The following is a 19,432-nucleotide window of genomic DNA, read 5'->3' on the forward strand; positions in this document are numbered from 1 at the left end:
CCGGCATATAGGCCTGCCTTGATGCACGTTTTTGACGCGCTTTTGCCATATTATTCGCTTTTGCCTCCGAAAAATAAGAAATAATCCCCTTTTAATAAAGAATTTAGCCTGTTAACAGCAAACCCTAGCTAATCCACGCGAAACTACAAAGAAACCGGCAATCTGTAAAAGAAGAGCTGTGCAAAAACCAGGATTGGCAGAAAATGACAGCATATACTGAAAAAATGGCAGTAAAAAACCGGCATTGCACATTTGGCAGCAGATTTGAGAATACTGTTTCAGAAATTTTCAATTAAAAATTAATTCAACGATTATGTCAGTAAACGTAAAACCTTTAGCAGACAGAGTTTTGATAGAGGCAGCTCCGGCTGAGGAGAAAACTGCTTTCGGAATTATTATTCCGGATACAGCCAAAGAAAAACCTCAAAAAGGTACTGTGGTAGCTGTAGGCCCCGGAAAAAAAGATGAACCTCTTACCGTAAAAACAGGCGACACCGTACTGTACGGAAAATATTCAGGTACCGAGCTCACCGTAGACGGGAAAGAATACCTGATCATGAGAGAATCAGACATTTACGCTATCATCTGATAGTCCTTAACTATTCTTGTTAAAAACTTAAAATTAGTAAAATGGCAAAGCAAATTCTTTTTGATACAGAGGCTAGAGATAAATTAAAAAAAGGCGTTGACACCCTGGCCAATGCCGTAAAAGTGACCCTGGGACCTAAGGGACGTAATGTTATTATTGATAAAAAATTCGGTTCTCCTTCTATTACCAAAGACGGTGTATCCGTAGCGAAAGAGATCGAGCTGGCTGATTCTATTGAGAATATGGGTGCTCAGCTGGTTAAAGAAGTGGCTTCCAAAACCGCTGATGCAGCCGGTGACGGTACCACTACAGCTACTGTTCTGGCCCAGGCGGTTTATACGATCGGTGCCAAGAACGTAGCGGCAGGGGCCAACCCGATGGACCTGAAAAGAGGTATTGACAAAGCCGTTTCTGCTATCGTTGCAGATCTCCGGTCACAATCCAAATCCATCAATTCTTCTAAAGAAATTACCCAGGTGGCTACCATATCGGCCAATAACGACCAGGAGATCGGCCAGATGATCGCTGATGCCATGGAGAAAGTGGGTAAAGAAGGTGTAATTACCGTAGAAGAGGCCCGTGGTACAGAAACCGAGGTGAAAACCGTAGAAGGTATGCAGTTTGACAGAGGTTACCTGTCGCCTTACTTCGTAACCAATACCGAGAAAATGGAAGCCGAACTGGAGCGTCCGTTCATCCTGATCTCCGAGAAGAAAGTTTCTTCCATGAAAGAGCTTCTTCCCGTGCTGGAAGCCGTAGCACAAACCGGCCGCCCGCTGCTGATCATTGCTGAAGATGTAGACGGTGAAGCCCTGGCTACCCTGGTGGTGAACAAGATCCGCGGAGCGCTGAAAATCTGTGCCGTGAAAGCACCGGGCTTCGGCGACAGGAGAAAAGCCATGCTGGAAGACATCGCTATCCTGACCGGCGGTACCGTTATTTCAGAAGAAAGAGGTTTCAAACTGGAAGGCGTTACCATTGACATGCTGGGTCAGAGCGAGAAAGTGTCTATCGATAAAGACAACACTACCGTAATCAACGGTGCCGGTGATGCCGATGCCATCAAAGGACGTGTTAACCAGATCAAAGCACAAATTGAAAGCACTACTTCTGACTATGACCGCGAGAAGCTCCAGGAGCGTCTTGCCAAATTGTCAGGCGGTGTGGCCATCATCTATATCGGTGCGGCTACAGAAGTAGAAATGAAAGAGAAAAAAGACCGCGTTGATGATGCCCTGCACGCTACACGCGCAGCAGTAGAAGAAGGTATCATTGCCGGTGGTGGTGTGGCCTTCATCCGGGCCCAGGCAGCGCTTGACTCCATTACTCCTGAAAACGCCGATGAGAAAACCGGTATTGCCATTATCCGCAATGCAGTGGAAGCTCCGCTGAGAACTATCGTATCTAACGCCGGTGGCGAAGGCTCGGTAGTGGTTCAGGAAGTAAAAGGCGGTAAAGGCGCTTACGGCTACAACGCCCGTGAAGATAAATACGAAGACATGATTGCTGCGGGTATCATTGACCCTACAAAAGTGACTCGTCTGGCGCTGGAAAACGCGGCTTCAATTGCCGGCCTGCTGCTGACCACTGAAGCGGTGATATCCGATATTCCTGAAGAAAAGCCTGAAGCCCCGCACATGCACGGCGGTGGAATGGGCGGAATGATGTAATAGTTCCGAGTGGATAGTTCCGAGTGGATAGTTCCCCGGATAGGCTGCCACTTGTCAGTTCGAGCGTAGACGAGAACCGAGCACTTCTCGACCACGTGTGCCTCTCGACTACACTCGAGGTGACAGATGGCAAACCCGGCCGGAACTCTTACGGAAGCTAAAAAAAAATACCCGCAGATTTTTTCTGCGGGTATTTTTTGTATATTGAATCCTGTAAATTACACAAAATGGCGCAGGGCAAATGGTATTCTTCCCGCAGCGATCTTCGCGGACAGATCATGTTCTCCATATTCCTCTTATTGATGGGGTCACTCCTGATTCTGTGGCGCTGGGAAAGCTCAAAAGTAAAAAAAGCAGTCCTGGCTGATCCCCGCTATTCAAATGCCGTTCTTACGCATATATATACCGCTACTACCCGGGCAGGAGGCCATAAAACTTATTTTACCTATTCTTTTCAAACGCCCGAAGGCCGGAAAAGCAGCACGAACGGCTACAGCACTTCCGGGAGGAAAATCAGGCTGCACCCTTCCTGCTACCCTGAGCTGGTGGGAAGAACCTTTCCTGTTATCTATTCTGACAAATACCCCGAAAAACCCCGCTTACTATTGCTCCGCAAGGATTTCCTGCGCTACGGCCTGCCCTTCCCGGACTCCCTGCGGTGGACCGAGCCTTTGATCTACGGCTATACCTCTCCCGCTCCCCTTTAACAACACATCATTTCACTTTGGAATTATAATTTTTCATTTTTTCAGGAAATTTTAAGTTTTCCGAAAAAATCAATCAATCGATTGATTAATGCATTTTTTTTCTCCGCTAAATTTGCAGCGTCAAACAGGTCATCATGTCAGAAAAGGAAGAAAACATATTGCTTCATGCGGAAAGGCTTTTTGCACAAAACGGATTTAACGGAACTTCCACCCGTGAGATAGCTGCCGCAGCAGAGGTCAACATTTCGATGTTATCCTACTACTTCGGCTCCAAGGAAAAGCTGCTGGAGAAAATCTTCGAGTTCAGGATGAAGCAGGGGCTGGATTATGCATATAAGGTGCTGGAAACGCCCGAGTACAACACTTTTGAAAAACTGATGCGCATAGTGGACCAGTACATTGAAAAAGTACAGAAAAACCGGAATTTCCACCAGATCTTCCAGCGGGAATTACTGAACCAGAAAAATGAGCATACCCTGGACTACCTCAGGCAAAACAAGAGGATGTTTCTCCAGATCTATGAAAAACTGATTGAAGAAGGGCACCAAAGCTGCATTTTCACCAAAAGGCCTCACCCGGCTTTTCTGCAGAGCACCGTGGCGGGCACGCTCTTCAATTCGATCAACTCCCTGCCCATTTACAAAGAATTCTACCGGGGCGATGACACCTTTGACACCGAATACATCCAGCAGCTCAAAGATCACATTAAAAACATTTTAACCTACTTACTTGGATATGAACAAGTTATTTAGCCTGGTTTTTATTTTACTGGCGTTCCCTTTTCTTACTTACGCCCAGGAGACACGCAGCCTTACGCTTGAAGAGGCCGTTTCTCTCGGACTGCAGGCTTCCAAAACACTCCGGTCAGACCAGGCCCGGATAGAAGCCGCCACCGCCGATTACGTGGCTGCACGAAACCGGCTGTATCCTGATTTCAAGCTTTCAGGCACCGGCATGGCCCTCACCAATGCCACCGTACACATGAAAATGGGAGGAGATCAGGCAGAAGGGGGAAATACTCCCAAAGTTAACTCGGCCTTACTGGCCAACGCGTCTGTCTCTTACCCGCTCTATACCGGCGGCAAAACGGGGTATGCCGTAGAATCGGCCCGCTACCTGGAGCAGGCCAGCCGCCTCAGCATGGAAAACAACAAAACCGCTGTGGCTTATACCATTGCAGCGGCCTACAACAACCTGTTCAAAGCCGGACAGGCGCTGATTGTACTCACCGAGAACCTGAAAGCGGCGCAACAACGCGACCGCCAGTTCCTGGATTTTGAGAACAATGCCATCCTGGCGCGAAACGACCGGCTGAAAGCCAGCCTGCAGACCTCCAATATCGAGCTGCAGCTGCTGGATGCACAGAACAGCTTTGAAATTGCCACCATCCACATGAATTTGTTGCTGGGCCTGCCTGAAAACACCCGGCTTACGCTTGACTCGGCCTATATCACCGCCACCCGGGAGCAGCTGCCCGCCACAGACTACTTCCTGAACCAGGCACTGGAAAACAGGAAAGACCTTCAGGCACTGAATTTCAACCGGAAAGCGGTACAGACCAACATTCGTTCGGCCCGGGCTGAAGCACTGCCTACCGTGGTGCTGACCGGGGGCTATATAGCCGCTGAAATACCCAACCTGGTGTCAGTAATCAACGCGGCCAATATAGGCCTGGGCATTCAGTATAACCTGGATAACCTCTGGAAGAAAAATTCAAGGCTTATGCAGACACAGGCCAAAGAAAAACAGCTGGCCAATGAAAACGATCTGCTGAATGACCAGATCAGGCTGGATATCAACCGCGATTACCTGACCGCCCAAACGGCACGGAAGCGCACCGAAGTGTTACAGAATATGGTAGACCAGGCCGATGAGAATTACCGGATCACCCATAACAAGTACAATAACGGACTGGCCACTATGACCGAGCTCCTGGATGCCGACGCGGCCCGTATAGCTGCCCAGATCAGTGTGCTTAACGCCCGGGCTGATGCCGCCCTGGCCTATAAAAAATTACTTCAGACTACAGGAATATTTTAAAATCGATAAAAATCAATGGAAAACCAACCCAAAAAGAGACGTTCCGTACTCTTTCCCATAATCCTTGTTGCCCTAGTATTGGGGGGAGCCGCTTACGGCTACCATATTCTCAGCTACCGGTTAAAGCACGAAGCCACTGATGATGCCCAGATCGCATCCAATATGGCACCCGTAGTTTCGCGCATTTCCGGTTACGTGGAATCGGTGAAAGTGAAAGACAACCAGCCCGTTCATAAGGGAGACACCCTGGTTATTCTTGACAGCAGAGACCAGGAGATCCTGGTTCAGCAGGCCCAGGCGGCCCTGGAAACGGCCCTCAGCAATGTGGCCTCATCGCAGGCGGCCACCGCTGCTACTTCTAAAAATGTGAATACGCACAAAGCAGCAGTAACCACGGCCAACGCCCAGATAGAGGCAGCGCGTGTGAATGTCTGGAAAACCACGGAAGACCTGAAAAGGTATGCCAACCTGATCAAAGACCGCTCTATCACCCAGCAGCAGTATGAGCAGGCGCTGGCCGCAAAAGAATCAGCCGAAAAGCAGCTGCAGGTGCTGATTGAGCAAAAAGGCCAGGTGGTTCAGCAAACCGGTGCCGCCGAGTCGCAAACGGTAGCCAGCTCAGCCCAGATCAATGTGGCCCGGGCTATCGTAAAGCAGCGTGAAGCCGACCTGGCCAATGCGCTCCTGAACCGCTCTTATACGGTTATTGTAGCCCCTGAAGACGGTTTTGTATCGAAAGTTCCCGTACAGGCCGGGCAGTTTGTTCAGGCCGGAGCCCAGCTTTTCAGCCTGGTAAGGAGCAATGAAAAATGGGTAGTGGCCAACTTCAAGGAGACCCAGCTTTCTAAAATGCTGGAAGGACAAAAAGCGGAAATTGAGATCGATGCGTTCCCTGGCCGGAAATTTGAGGCCCGGATCACCTCTTTCTCACCGGCTACGGGTTCTTCCTTCTCGCTGCTGCCTCCCGATAACGCCACCGGTAACTTTGTAAAAGTGGTTCAGCGGGTTCCCGTACGGCTCGATTTCGTTCACCCCGACCAGGAGATCATTGCGAAACTCAGGGCGGGCATGAACGTTCATGCGGAAGTTTCTTTACAGTAAAATCCCCTGCCGGGACAAAGTATGCAACAGGATTCTTTAATAGAATACGGCTCACGAAGGGTCATTATCACCATCACCACCATTCTGTGCGCTTTACTGGAAATAGTAGACTCTACTATTGTCAATGTGGCACTGAATGAAATGAAAGGTAACCTGGGCGCCACCCTTTCAGAGGTAGCCTGGGTAATTACCGCCTACGCTATCGGGAACGTGATCATTGTACCCATGACCAGCTGGCTCTCGCAGCAGTTCGGACGAAGAAATTATTACGCAGCTTCAGTAGTACTCTTTACGCTCTGCTCTTTTCTCTGCGGAAATGCGACCAATATCTGGGAGCTGGTTTTCTTCCGTTTCCTGCAGGGAATTGGCGGCGGGGCGCTCCTGGTGACTTCCCAAACCATTATTACGGAATCTTACCCGATCGAAAAGAGAAGCATGGCACAGGCCATTTACGGTCTCGGGGTTATCATCGGCCCTACCCTCGGACCGCCGCTGGGCGGGTATATTGTGGATAATTACAGCTGGCCGTATATTTTTTACATCAATATTCCCATCGGCATTGCGGCTACTTTAATGACCCTTCAGTTTGTGCGCAGTCCGAAATATGCGGAGAAAAGAAAGCCCCGCGATGTAGACTGGCCGGGGATTTTCCTGCTGTCGGTTTTTGTGGGGTCGCTCCAGTACATCCTGGAAAAAGGACATGAGGAAGACTGGTTTGAAAGCAAAACCATCGTGGTTTTAAGCATTATTTCAGTGGTGGGCCTGATCCTGTTTCTCTGGCGGGAGCTCACCTTTAAATACCCCATTGTGGAATTACGGGTATTGAAAAACGGCAACCTGAGAATCGGTACGGTGATGTCGTTCATCCTGGGCTTCGGCCTGTACGGCTCTACGTTTATCGTGCCTCTGTACACGCAGAGTATCCTGGGCTGGACCGCCCTGCAATCGGGGGCGCTGATGATCCCTGCCGCCCTGACCACCGCCGTCATGATGCCGTTCATAGCACGGCTGCTGTCGAAAGGCGCCCGGCAGCAGGTGCTGGTGGCCATCGGGCTGAGCCTGTTTTTTGTCTACAGCTTCTGGGGGTACAAGGTACTTACTCCTGACACGGGCAGGGATGATTTCTTCTGGCTGCTTATTGTCAGAGGAGCCGGTCTGGGCTTACTTTTTATCCCGATCACCTCGCTTTCATTAAGTACCCTGAAAGGGAAAGAGATCGGGGAAGGCGCCGCCTTTACCGGTATGATGCGCCAGCTGGGTGGTTCATTCGGCATTGCGGTGATCAGTACGTTTATCTCCAACCAGACCGTTAAGCACTCGGCCTACCTGTCAGAGCATATCAGCACGTTTGACCCCGATGTACAGCAACGTATCGCTGCCATAAAAGCCAGCTTTATGATCAAGGGAATGACCCCTGACATCGCCCTGAGCTCGGCCTACCAGTCGTTGCAATACTCGGTGATGAAGCAGGCCACGGTGCTCTCGTACATGGATGTGTTTCTGTACCTGGGGCTGCTCTTCCTGGCCTGCGTGCCGTTTGTGCTCTTCGTTAAGGAGCGTAAAAGCAAACAAAAGGTAGACCTCAATGAAATGATGCACTAAACGCTGCTTCAAAAGCTACAGCTCACAGCTGCGGCGGGTAAGCAGTTTGTATACATTCTCACCGGAAGATCTGCAGAAGACATCGCTCTTCTACAGATCTTCCAGTATTTTTTCCGGTATAATTTTCTTCATGACCGGCTTCAGGTTTTCTTCCACCCCGAGCACTTTCCAGGCAGTAAGGCCGGGTGTTTTCAGCACCAGCATCTTTTTGGCAGCGGTGATCCTGAACTTTGTCTCCTCCGGGATATACCGTACGTTCTCTTCCCCGTACATCTGCTTGAAAATCCCTTGTGTCAGCTCTATCGCCTCTGCATCCGGCAGCGGGTTATCGTCTGACTCCAGGTACTTCAGGGTCATGACCACCGAATAATCCGCCACTGCATAGGTGACCGTATCAACGGTTTTCAAAGGAGAAATATCCAGGATACGGGAGTCCATCAGCAGGATTTCAAACGCCGGATCATTAAATGACCTGTTCATGACCTCCACCATCAGGTGACGGGGATAGAGCGTGAAAAATCCGGGGTACATATAATCCATTATTTTTTCCGAATCTTTGGCTTCTGCCAGCCGGAGGTACTCTCCCAGGGTCTTTTTCATGTCCTCCTGGGCAGCAACCATGAGCGGGAAAATAAAAAGCAGCGGAAAAAGCAGTTTTTTCATGATTGGCATGTGTTTAAAACGATATGGGTTCAAAGATAAGGACTTCTTCTTTAAACCGAAGACCTGTAAGCCGTTAAAATACACCATTTTGGGTATAGGCTTATGGTTTTGATTTTTTTACTTTTACAGAAAAAAGCCTCCCGGAACAAAATCTGATGAAAAATTATCGCCCGTTTTCTGCCCTGGCTGCAGGCGTCTGCTGCGTTTTCCTGTTTTATACCTCTTCCGGGCAGAATATGCCCCTGAGCTCAGGCGGACGGCTCGGAGCGGTACAGGCCAATATGGATATCCGTCATTACACGCTGAACCTGGATGTGGATATCGCCCGGAAGTCCATTGACGGCTTTACGGAGATCCGGCTGAACCTGCTTCAGCCGTCTGACTCGCTGCTGTTTCAGCTGGTGCAGGCCTACCGGGTCAAAGACGTACAGGTAGACCAGAAGAATACCGTTTTTCAGCACTCCGCAGACTCCCTGAGAATTACAACCGGCGCACCGCTGGGCACAGGCAGCCATATCGTTAAAATCAGCTACAGCGGCGTTCCCCCGGTAGCGGTCAGGCCGCCCTGGCGGGGTGGCTTTACCTGGACCACCGACAGCACGGGTAACCCCTGGGTGGCCATTAACTGCCAGATGGAAGGCGGGAAAATTTATTTCCCCTGCAAAGATCACCCTTCTGATGAGCCCGATGAAGGCGCAGAAATGTTCATTACGGTTCCGGAAGGCCTGGTGGTAGCCGGACCCGGTTTGCTGCAATCGGTAAAAAAGCAGGGAAAGGGTGCCGTCTGGCACTGGAAAACCGGCTACACCATCAGCAACTACTGCCTGGTTTTTAACATCGGCAAATATGCGGTAGAAAAAGAGACCTATACCACCGTTCACGGTAACCGCGTGCCTGTTGAATTTTATGTACTGGAAGAGCATAGGCACAAAGGCCGTGAAATCGTGGAAATGCGGGCCCGCGACGCGCATATTCTCGAAAAATACTTTGGCGAATATCCCTGGGTGAAAGAAAAGATGGGTATTGTGGAAGTACCCAATTACGGCATGGAGCATCAGACCATGATCTCCTACGGAGGTGAAAACTTCCGGTACCACCACTACCCCGGCTTTAGCTTCTCCGATAACCTTTTTCACGAATTTACCCACGAATGGTTTGCCAACAAGGTGACCAACAAAGACTGGGCCCATTTCTGGATCCAGGAGGGCATCACCACCTATGCCGATGCGCTCTTCTTTCGCGAGATGCTGGGCGAAAAAGGCTATGACTCGGTAATGGTAGCCAAGAAAGCCGATATTGAAGGCCAGGTGCCGGTGGTTCAGGGTGAAGCGCTCTCTACTTTACAGGCCTATAACGGCGATGTGTACAACAAAGGAGCCTTCTTAATGCATACCCTGCGCCATTTGATGGGCGATTCCCTCTTCTTCCCGGCGCTGAAAGCCCTCAGTGAAAATGTAAAATACCCCTATACCACTTTCCTGGTAAGCGATGACGTGGAAAAACACTTTTCTTCTTATGCCGGGAAAAGCCTGAAGCCCGTTTTCGACTTCTACCTGTATACAAAAGAAACCCTGGATATTCGTATCCGGAAACTCAGCCCGGATACCTATGCGGTTTATGCGGAAAATTTTCCGCAACCCCTGGCCATTGATATCCGGACCTCCGCGGGCATCCAAACCCAAGTCATGGACAACCTGGACCCGGCCAACCTGCGTAAAAATATATGGACGATAAAAAGTACCACCCTGCCCGAGGCCGACCCAGGGAACTGGTATTTCAAACGCGTAATTTATGAATAATGACAATGTGGAAAATTTAAAGCAGAATAACCAAATTCAGAAAACGATGAAATATATACTGTTATCAGCCTGCGTGGCTTTCGCAGCCCTGTTCAGCTCTTGCAAAAAGGTGGAAAAAGAAGTTCCTGCCCCCCTTCTTCCGATGGAAACGTTTTTCAAAAACGGGGAAAAAAGTTCACTCCGGATATCGCCTGACGGCCGTTATTTCAGTTACAGGGCGGATTACAAAGGAAAGATGAACATTTTTGTTCAGAAAGTAGAAGAGACCTCCGCTACCCGGGTGACCCATGATACCCTGAGAAGCATCGGCGGGTATTTTTGGAAAGGCGACCGGATTGTATACGCCCAGGACATTGGGGGCGATGAAAACTTCCAGCTTTTTTCTGTCAAAGCCGACGGAACAGACCTGAAAGCATTAACCCCTTTTGCCGGGGTGAGAAGCGACATCCTTGACGCTTTGAATGACATCAGCGGGAAAGAAAAAGACATGATTGTGCAAATCAACAAAAGGGTAAAAGAATACTTTGACCCTTACCTTTTGAATATAGAAACCGGGGAACTTACCCTGCTTTACGACAACAAAGAAAACTACGACAGCTGGATGACGGATAACCACGGGGTCATACGGCTTGCTTCCAAAACAGACGGTGTAAACATTACCTGGAACTACCGGAATTCAGAAAAAGACAGTTTCACGCCTTTGATGACTACTTCGTTTAAAGAGACCTTTGCGCCATCGTCTTTCAACAAAGACAATACCCTGATCTATGCCATCAGCAATATCGGCAGAGATAAAAGCGCACTGGTAGAATACGACCCCATCGCAAAAAAGGAAATAAAAGAACTATTTGCCGACAAAGACTACGATATAGCCGGTATTGACTACGACCGGAAAAAACAAGCATTAGCCTCTGTTTACTGGGAAGCAGAAAAATCGGAACAGCATTTTTTTGATAAGGAATGGGGCGATATCCAAAAGGCGTTGGATAAGAAATTTGACGGTTATTATACATTTGTGGCCAACCACGACGACGCCCGCACCAAAGCCATCGTGGGTGTAAACAGTGACCGGCTGCCCATTGAATATTACCTGTACGATTTTAAAACCAAAGAATCGAAACAAATAGCCAACCCCTACCCCTGGATCAACGAAAATCAGATGTGCCGTATGACGCCGGTTTCTTATAAATCCAGAGATGGCCTGGAAATTCACGGCTACCTTACGCTACCCCTGGGTGTGGAGCCCAAAAACCTGCCGGTAGTCATTAACCCGCACGGCGGCCCCTGGGCCAGAGACGGCTGGGGATACAATAACGAGGTGCAGTTTTTAGCCAATCGCGGTTATGCCGTATTACAGATGAACTTCCGGGGAAGTACCGGTTACGGCCGGAAATTCTGGGAATCGAGCTTCAAACAATGGGGCAAAACCATGCAGGATGACATTACCGACGGCGTAGAATGGCTGATCAAAGAGGGCATTGCCGACAAAGACCGGGTTGCCATTTACGGCGGAAGCTATGGTGGTTACGCCACCCTGGCAGGGATTACATTTACACCCGATTTATATGCGGCGGCCGTGGATTATGTGGGAGTAAGTAACTTATTTACTTTGCTGAAGACCATACCGCCGTATTGGAAACCTTACCTGGACCAGTTTCACGAAATGATGGGTGACCCGCAAAAAGACAGCCTGCTACTGGTCGAAGCTTCCCCTGTATTTCATGCCGATAAAATTAAAACACCGCTTTTCATAGCCCAGGGAGCAAATGACCCCCGGGTCAACAAAGCCGAAAGCGACCAAATGGTGGAAGCCCTGAAAAAGCGGGGCATTGAGGTAGAGTATATGGTAAAAAATGATGAAGGGCACGGTTTCCATAACCAGGACAACCAATACGATTTTTACGGTGCCATGGAGAAGTTTTTAGACAAACACCTCAAAGCTCAAAAGTAGACACTAACCCAAAAAACCTTTAAACTATGAAATTTCTTCGTATCCCGGCAGTAATCGTATTAATGGTTCTGCCCTACCTGGCCATTACAGAACAGTTTTTCCCGCCGGGAACACCGGTGGATAACTCGACTTTTGGGAAGTATATCCTGATTTGTATGGGATCAATTGCCCTTGGAGTGCTTTTGATGCGGTTTTTAAAGCCTGAAAGTCATAATGCCGGCTGGCTGCTGTTCGCCATAGGCCTTATCGTGATCATCCCGCTGCACCTCGGCCCGCCCAGGATGGGGCCGGAACTACAGGCTGCAACGGGTATCGAAAGATTAAGGTTTACCCTACTGATCGCGGCCACCCTCCTGCTGTTCATGGCCGGGCTGAAGGTCATTGCTCCGCTCCGAAGTACCCTCTCAAAAATAACTTTGGCCGTACTATGCATCATGCTCCTGCTGAGTGTGTGGAATTCCGGTTCCCTGTTTTTGCTGAGCTTCGCCGGGCAGAATCCGGACACCGCTGCTTATATTAGCCCGTTTCCGGGGGCATTGCGGAGCCCTACCCGGATTTTGGTTTATGCTACCGCTGCCTTACTGGCTTTTCTGCTGAGTCAAAAAGGAGAAATCAAAAAATGGCAGTGGATCGGGCTGACCGTTATTTGCCTCATAGGCATTGTGATGTGTATCCTGTATGGCCAGGATCCCCGCATTCCCTTTATGGTTCCAGCCATCGCATTAGCGCCGGCGTACTGGCTGGGGATAGCATTACTGGCTAATAAAAGGCGGATTTATAACCACTAAAAAGCTAAACTATGAAATTTCTCCGTACAGTAGCAATACTCATTTTGATTCTATTGCCTTACTATCCCCTTACCGAAAACTTCTTCCCGCCTGAAGCACAGGTAAACCAGGAAACTTTCGCGGCTTACATCGTTATTTGTACCGGGATTTTCATTGCGGGGTTTCTTTTACTCCGTTTCTGTAAACCCGGTAGTCATACGGCAGGGTGGTTGCTCTTTGCCATGGGCCTGATCACCCTGGTTCCTCTGCACCTCGGGCCGCCAAGAGAAGATGCCGGCCTGCTGACAGCCGCCGGTATTGAACAGTTCAGGTACGGAGCGCTGATGATGGCTGTCCTGCTGTTACTCAGGGCCGGGCTGAAAGTTATCTCATCGCCTGACACCACTTTATCAAAAATAATCCTGGGGATGTTATGCCTCATGGCCTTACTGAATTTATGGGATAATTATAGTTCGTTCAGGTTCAGTTCCGGGTTAAAAGACTGGGTAACGGCCGGGAAAAATGCGGATGATTTCTTTCCGCAATTTGACTTTCACATGCCCTGGAGGGCATTGGCCCGGGCATCGTTATACGTAGCCGCCATTGCCCTGTCTTTTGCCCTGTTCCGCCAATCCGCCATCCGGAAATGGCAGTTCGCCGTCATCAGTATCTTTTGCTTAACAGGCATCGTATTTTGTGTGCTCTGCCTGCTATCCGCATTTCAGGAATACTATTTCCCGTTTATGGTGCCGGCCATTGCATTGGCGCCGGCGTACTGGCTGGGGATAGCATTGCTCACTAACAAGCAAAAATCCGGGTCAGCGTTTACTAATTCTGATTATTTTTGAAATAGGTTAATACAGTTCATGCACGGGAAAGAATCATTTATTACCAGGTGTTTTTTCCGCCATAACCAGCGAAAAAACACCTTCCTTTACGGCTGTTTGCTTATAGCCGCTGTGGGTTTGCTTCCGGTAAAAGCGTATGCCCAGGCAAGAGACCAGCCGGTGATTCTTTCGGACAGCTGCATTACCCAACCTCTTTGGTTAGACAATGCCGGCTGGCGGTTTCATCCCGGCGATGACATGCAGTGGGCTCTTCCCGGTACTCCTGACAGCAACTGGCAGGTAGTGAAATCCACTGGTTTTGGCGCTGACAAATACAGCCGGGCGCCTATGCCGGAAGGATGGACAGGGTTCGGATGGTTCCGGCTCTGGGTAAAAAAACAGGACAACACACTGACAGACACATGGGGTATTTATTTTAATTTGGATGCCGCCGCGGAATTTTATTTTGACGGGCGGAAAATCATGTCGCTGGGCGAGCTGGGTACGTCTAAGGAAACCATGAAAGCCGTAAGAAACCCCTTTCTCACCATTCCCATAGCCGTTACAGATACCCTGCCGCACCTGATTGCCGTACGCTTTTCCAATGAGTGGGGTTATTATCCCAATTTCTACGGGTTCAATATGCAGATCCAGGACCTGCATCGCATGAACAGCACCCAAAAAGCCAACCAGCGCCTCATGGACCTGCTACTCATCAGTGCCGGCGCGGCAGGGATTCTCATCCTGCTGCATCTATTACTCTTCCTGTTTTATCCCCGGCAGAAGATCCACCTCTACTACGTACTTTTTGTGGCCATAGTGGCCATAGGCCTGTTTGCCCGGTACCAGACCATAGTCACTACTGACCCCGCCCGGCAGGTTTTATACACCCGGGTTTTCCTGGGCTTTGTTAACCTGCACGTCACATTCGCCATGCTGCTGCTCTACTACCTGGGTTACGGGAAACTGCCCCGCATCCGGACACTGCTGGTGTTAGCCCTCACCGTACCCTGGACCCTGGCGGTTATCTGGAACATGCAGGATTTCTGGTATAACCGCTGGCTGAGTAATTTCAGTAACAACTATCAGCTGGCATTTACCCTTGTTTTTTATACCGACGCGTTCATTGTTATTTACCGGTCTATTAAAAAAGGGAATAAAAAACTGTGGTTGATTGTATTGGCCATGGTCCTGTTTATCCTGCTGGGCGCTTTTGTCGGCTCCAATCGCTTCGGGTGGTTTACCCTGAACCAGGTCATGGTGGGATTTGCCTGGGGGAACCTCATTCTCCCGGTTCTGTTTTCCATCTACCTGGCCATCGATATCGCCGATACGAACCGGACGCTGGCGGTTCAGCTAAAAGAAAATGATAGGCTGGCCGCAGAAAACATCCTGAAAGAACAGGAAAAAAACCGCCTGGTATCCGAACAGGCCGTGCAGCTGGAGAAAACCGTCATGGAACGCACGGCACAGGTACGCGAACAGGCCGAAAAACTGCAGGAAATGGATGCGGCAAAATCCCGGTTCTTCATTAACCTTACCCATGAATTTAAGACGCCGCTCACACTGATCATGAACCCGGCCAAAGAGCTGTTAAATAATCCTGACCCGGAAATTACCCGCTCGTATGCCCGTTATATTTTACAAAACAGCCAGCGCCTCCTGGAGCTGATTAACCAGCTGCTGGATTTAAGCCGGCTGGAAAACGGGCAGATCGAAGTAAAGCCGGTGCCGGTGGATATCGTCAGGTGGTTACGCGTGATGGTGGCGCAGTTTCACTCCCTGGCCGAGCAAAAAAACATTTCCCTCGATTTCCGGTCGTCCGTAGATCGCTTAATAATAGAAGCCGATGCGGATAAACTCGAAAAAATAGTCCAGAACTTAATATCCAATGCCCTGAAATTCAATATCCCCGGCGGAACCATAAACGTTCTTTTTGACCGGGAAGAAGACGCACAGTTTTCCATAACCATAGAAGATACCGGCATAGGCATTCCTGAAAAAAAACTGCCCTACATCTTTGACCGCTTCTACCAGGCCGATGCCGGTGATACCCGCTCCCGCGAGGGCGCCGGCGTGGGGCTGGCCCTGGTAAAAGAACTGGTGACCCTCCTGGGCGGCACCATCGGTGTCAGCAGCGCACCGGCTAAAGGCAGCTGTTTTACAGTAAACCTGCCCTATATCTTATCCCCGGAGCAGGAAACAGAACCCCGCATCACTTTCTCTGCTGAAGCCCCCGTGACAGAAGAAGCGGAGATTCATGAAAACCTGCCGGTGGTGCTGGTCATAGAAGACCACGCCCAGCTGAGAGATTTTATCCAAACCACCCTGGCCGGGAAATTTACCGTACTCACGGCCGAAGATGGCCGCGAGGGCATTGAAAAAGCCTTAAAAGAAATACCGGGACTGATCATTACTGACCTCATGATGCCGTTTAAAAACGGTTATGAAGTTTGCTACACCTTAAAAACGGACGAACGCACCAACCATATTCCCGTGATCATGCTCACGGCTAAAACCGATACCGACAGCCGCATACAGGGCCTGGAAACCGGCGCTGACGCCTACCTGGCCAAGCCCTTTGATAACCGTGAACTGCAGGCCGTTATGGATAACCTGATCCGCGTAAGGAAATCACTCCAGGAAAAATACAGAAGCAACTACCGCTGGCTTACCCATCCCGAAGAAATGCCCTCGCTGGACAAAGCCTTCCTGGACCGGCTCAGAACCGTCATTGAAGAAAATATAGACGATGAGCAGATGAGCACCGAAGGCCTGGGCAGGAAAATCGGGCTCAGCCGCACCCAGCTCCACCGTAAGCTGAAAGGGATCATAGACCAAAGCCCCGGCGACCTGGTGCGCACCATCCGGATGCAGAAAGCCCATGAGCTTTTAGAAAATCGTGCCGGCACCGTAGCCGAAATCTCCTATCGCATAGGTTACGGTAACCCGGCCAACTTCTCCACCGCCTTCTCCCGGCACTTCGGGTATGCGCCCAGCGAAGTGCCTAAGAACGCCTAGCACGCTGCCTGCTTAGGCCAAAGCGGCTGCAACAGATTCAAAACATTCCGCAACATTTTCAAACATACTGACAATCAATAACTTAAAAGAAAAATAATCAAAGGTATTTGCAACAGCCGCAAATGCCTTTTTTTATGTGCACCTGTAGTTTTGAAATACGATTTTGTAACCCAAAAATACATATCATGAAAAAACTACTGTATGGTATTTTAATGCTGCTGGCCGCAGCCTGTAACACTCCCTCTAACCAGGCGGCGGAACCTACCATCCTGGGCGAGTGGGACATCCACGACACGTATGAAGGTAAACCCTGGACCTTACTGGCCCGGTTTAAACCCGATGGAACCGTAGACGCCATGGCTAACGGTAAATTAGTGATCTCCCAGAAATTCGCCGTGAGCGGAGACACCATCTACTTCAGTGGCGATCCTAACTGTGGCCCTAACTCCGTAGGGGCCTATAAACTCACCTACTTCAGTGACTCTTTGAAAATTAATTTAATTGACGACACCTGCTCCGTGCGGATCATGAATACCGATAAAGTACGTTTCGGCAGGGTAAAAAAATAACGATCATGAAATCAATACTCATCCCTTTAGTAACCCTCTGCCTTCTTTCCTGCGCGCAAAAAGAAGAGAAGCATGAATTCCATGGCAAATGGAAAGGTAAATTTAAAAGCGGCCCCCTGGCCGAAGCCCGTTTCCGGGAAGACGGCACCCATGATTATTTTATGGACGGGAAACTATTCTCCAGCGGAAAATCCTCCTTTAAAAACGATACCCTGAGGACCTTTGATCCTATCTGCGACTCCGGTGACGAAGAATACTATGCCACCTATAAAATAGACTTTATAAACCGGGACTCCATTGTATTCAGAGCTATTGAAGACACCTGTAAGCCAAGGATCTACGACATGGACGGCACAGGTTTTTCCCGCTTAAAGCCATGAGATACCTGATCATCCTGTTACTGGTCTTCAGCGCGGTAGTGTTCCACTTTTTCTACCGTACCTCAGGCGTTCAAATGCCGGAAGATGAAATTGCCCTGGGTAAAACATTATTTTCTGACCCGCTGCTTTCGTCTGACAAAAAGATAAGCTGCGCCAGCTGCCACAAGCCGTCCTTTGCGTTTGCCGATACCAGCGCCGTAAGCCTGGGTGTGCTGAACAGGAAAGGCGTGCGTAATACACCCAGCGCCATGAATGTAAATAATGCCGCCTTCTTTTTCTGGGACGGAAGAGCTTCTACGTTAGAAGAACAGGCATTGATACCGATTGCCAATCCTGACGAAATGAATCTGCCGGTAGACAGCGCCGTTCATCGCCTGCAGCAAAGCGGGTTTTACCGGGAAGCTTTTCAGAAAATATACCAACAGCAACCCTCTGCCAAAACCTTGTCCCGGGCGCTGGCGGCTTTCGAACAATCGCTGGAAACCGGCGATACGCCTTTTGACAACTGGAAAACGAACGATAATGAAAAAGCCGTAAGCGAATCTGTAAAACGTGGTTTTGCCCTGTTTAACGGCAGCGCCAACTGCGTGCGCTGCCATTTCGGGCCGGACTTCAGCAATACCGAATTCCGGAATATCGGCTTATTCAATGGCAAAGACCTGAACGACAGCGGGCGGGCTGTCATTACCCGAAAGGCAAACGATTTAGGTAAATTCAAAATAGGCCCGCTCCGGAATGTGGCGCTAACGGCACCCTACATGCACAACGGTATGTTTAAAACCCTGCGCGAAGTGATCGATTATTATAACGATCCGGATAAAATAGTACCCGATGCCATCAACAGGGATTCACTGCTTTCAAAGCCGTTAAATTTATCAGAACCGGATAAGCAGGACCTGGAAAACTTCTTAAAATCGCTCACCAGCAAATCACTGGCCAGAAAGTAAGCCCCGGAAAACGGGAAAGAATGCTTTCGTATTCCTGCCCGCAAAATAGTATGACCACCAGTCGTTACCTTCTCACCGGTATAATCAAATTTTACCGTTCACCTGCCTTTGCGCTATGTTTATAATATAAAATTTCTCAAACCCGGATCTTTATTTAACTTTATGCCGGATTTAAACTTAAACTGCGTAATCAAAATGAAAAAAGGAACGTTACTGTTGATTGGTCTGATCGCTCTGTTCGGCGTTTATGCCTGTAGTTCGTATAACGGATTGGTGGGCAAAGACAATCTCGTTCAAAAAGCATGGGGTGAAGTGCAAAACCAATACCAGCGGAGAGCCGACCTGATCGGTAACCTCGTTAAAACGGTTCAGGGCGCGGCCGACTTCGAAAAAAGCACCCTTACCGACGTGATCAATGCCCGGGCGGCAGCCACCCAGATCAAGCTGGACGCCAACGACCTGACCCCGGAAAACATGGCAAAATTTGAGGCGGCACAAAGCCAGCTGAGCGGCTCACTCAGCCGTTTGCTCGTAGCCGTAGAGCAATATCCGGAGCTAAAAGCCAACCAGAACTTCCTGGAGCTGCAGGCGCAGCTGGAAGGCACTGAAAACCGCATCACCGTAGCCCGTAAAGACTTTAACGAAGCTACAGCCGATTATAACCTTGCGGTAAGAACCTTCCCCGCTAATCTTATGGCCGGCATCTTCGGGTTCTCACAAAAAGAGCTGTTCAAAGCTACCGATGCGGCACAGACAGCTCCTGACGTGAACTTTAAATTCTGATATAACCACATAGGTA

17 protein-coding genes are annotated in these 19,432 nt (G+C 49.5%); 16 read left to right on the forward strand and 1 reads right to left on the reverse strand.

Annotated elements, in window-relative coordinates:
• Window positions 1-313 precede the first annotated feature (313 nt).
• The 7 genes from AB2U10_RS16175 to AB2U10_RS16205 all read left to right on the forward strand — a co-directional run bounded on the left by AB2U10_RS16175 (window position 314) and on the right by AB2U10_RS16205 (window position 7,709).
• On the forward strand, window positions 314-589 hold the full coding sequence (locus tag AB2U10_RS16175; protein ID WP_367915964.1) for a co-chaperone GroES: 276 nt from the start codon (window positions 314-316) through the stop codon (window positions 587-589).
• 41 nt (window positions 590-630) lie between these two features.
• Window positions 631-2,259 (forward strand): chaperonin GroEL, encoded by a 1,629-nt coding sequence (gene groL / locus AB2U10_RS16180; protein ID WP_367915963.1) that lies wholly within the window; start codon window positions 631-633, stop codon window positions 2,257-2,259.
• 227 nt (window positions 2,260-2,486) lie between these two features.
• The gene (locus tag AB2U10_RS16185; RefSeq protein WP_367915962.1) at window positions 2,487-2,966 is read left to right on the forward strand and encodes a hypothetical protein; all 480 of its coding nucleotides are present in this window, start codon (window positions 2,487-2,489) and stop codon (window positions 2,964-2,966) included.
• Between the two features lie 134 nt (window positions 2,967-3,100).
• Window positions 3,101-3,718, forward strand: coding sequence for a TetR/AcrR family transcriptional regulator (locus AB2U10_RS16190; RefSeq protein ID WP_367915961.1), 618 nt, complete (start codon window positions 3,101-3,103; stop codon window positions 3,716-3,718).
• Entirely contained in the window at window positions 3,702-5,006 is a 1,305-nt protein-coding gene (locus tag AB2U10_RS16195; protein WP_367915960.1) for a TolC family protein, read from the forward strand. The genes AB2U10_RS16190 and AB2U10_RS16195 overlap by 17 nt, the downstream gene beginning before the upstream one ends.
• 15 nt (window positions 5,007-5,021) lie before the next feature.
• The gene (locus AB2U10_RS16200) at window positions 5,022-6,107 is read left to right on the forward strand and encodes an HlyD family secretion protein (RefSeq protein ID WP_367915959.1); all 1,086 of its coding nucleotides are present in this window, start codon (window positions 5,022-5,024) and stop codon (window positions 6,105-6,107) included.
• 21 nt (window positions 6,108-6,128) lie between these two features.
• On the forward strand, window positions 6,129-7,709 hold the full coding sequence (locus AB2U10_RS16205) for a DHA2 family efflux MFS transporter permease subunit (protein WP_367915958.1): 1,581 nt from the start codon (window positions 6,129-6,131) through the stop codon (window positions 7,707-7,709).
• Window positions 7,710-7,799: 90 nt separating this feature from the next.
• Here AB2U10_RS16205 and AB2U10_RS16210 read toward each other — a convergent pair whose 3' ends face one another.
• Entirely contained in the window at window positions 7,800-8,372 is a 573-nt protein-coding gene (locus tag AB2U10_RS16210) for a hypothetical protein (RefSeq protein ID WP_367915957.1), read from the reverse strand.
• A gap of 155 nt (window positions 8,373-8,527) precedes the next feature.
• On the opposite strand from AB2U10_RS16210, the gene AB2U10_RS16215 reads away from it, so the two are divergent.
• From AB2U10_RS16215 to AB2U10_RS16255, 9 genes are all read left to right on the forward strand, one after another.
• A complete protein-coding gene (locus AB2U10_RS16215; RefSeq protein ID WP_367915956.1) occupies window positions 8,528-10,171 on the forward strand; it encodes a M1 family metallopeptidase in 1,644 nt (547 codons plus the stop codon).
• A 46-nt stretch (window positions 10,172-10,217) separates the two neighbouring features.
• Window positions 10,218-12,122, forward strand: coding sequence for a S9 family peptidase (locus AB2U10_RS16220; protein WP_367915955.1), 1,905 nt, complete (start codon window positions 10,218-10,220; stop codon window positions 12,120-12,122).
• Window positions 12,123-12,148: 26 nt separating this feature from the next.
• Window positions 12,149-12,910, forward strand: a complete 762-nt coding sequence (locus AB2U10_RS16225) for a hypothetical protein (RefSeq protein ID WP_367915954.1) — start codon at window positions 12,149-12,151, stop codon at window positions 12,908-12,910.
• A gap of 11 nt (window positions 12,911-12,921) precedes the next feature.
• Window positions 12,922-13,737 (forward strand): hypothetical protein, encoded by an 816-nt coding sequence (locus AB2U10_RS16230; RefSeq protein WP_367915953.1) that lies wholly within the window; start codon window positions 12,922-12,924, stop codon window positions 13,735-13,737.
• 96 nt (window positions 13,738-13,833) lie between these two features.
• A complete protein-coding gene (locus tag AB2U10_RS16235) occupies window positions 13,834-16,737 on the forward strand; it encodes an ATP-binding protein (protein WP_367915952.1) in 2,904 nt (967 codons plus the stop codon).
• A 185-nt stretch (window positions 16,738-16,922) separates the two neighbouring features.
• The gene (locus AB2U10_RS16240; RefSeq protein WP_367915951.1) at window positions 16,923-17,306 is read left to right on the forward strand and encodes a hypothetical protein; all 384 of its coding nucleotides are present in this window, start codon (window positions 16,923-16,925) and stop codon (window positions 17,304-17,306) included.
• A gap of 5 nt (window positions 17,307-17,311) precedes the next feature.
• Window positions 17,312-17,686 (forward strand): hypothetical protein, encoded by a 375-nt coding sequence (locus tag AB2U10_RS16245; RefSeq protein ID WP_367915950.1) that lies wholly within the window; start codon window positions 17,312-17,314, stop codon window positions 17,684-17,686.
• Entirely contained in the window at window positions 17,683-18,633 is a 951-nt protein-coding gene (locus tag AB2U10_RS16250) for a cytochrome-c peroxidase (protein ID WP_367915949.1), read from the forward strand. Before AB2U10_RS16245 ends, AB2U10_RS16250 begins: the two co-directional genes overlap by 4 nt.
• A 195-nt stretch (window positions 18,634-18,828) precedes the next feature.
• Window positions 18,829-19,416: a LemA family protein gene (locus AB2U10_RS16255; RefSeq protein WP_367915948.1), complete on the forward strand. Its 588-nt coding sequence runs from the start codon at window positions 18,829-18,831 to the stop codon at window positions 19,414-19,416.
• The last annotated feature ends 16 nt before the right edge of the window (window positions 19,417-19,432 follow it).

The sequence above is a fragment of the Leadbetterella sp. DM7 genome (genome assembly GCF_040829825.2).
Taxonomy (GTDB): Bacteria; Bacteroidota; Bacteroidia; order Cytophagales; family Spirosomataceae; genus Leadbetterella.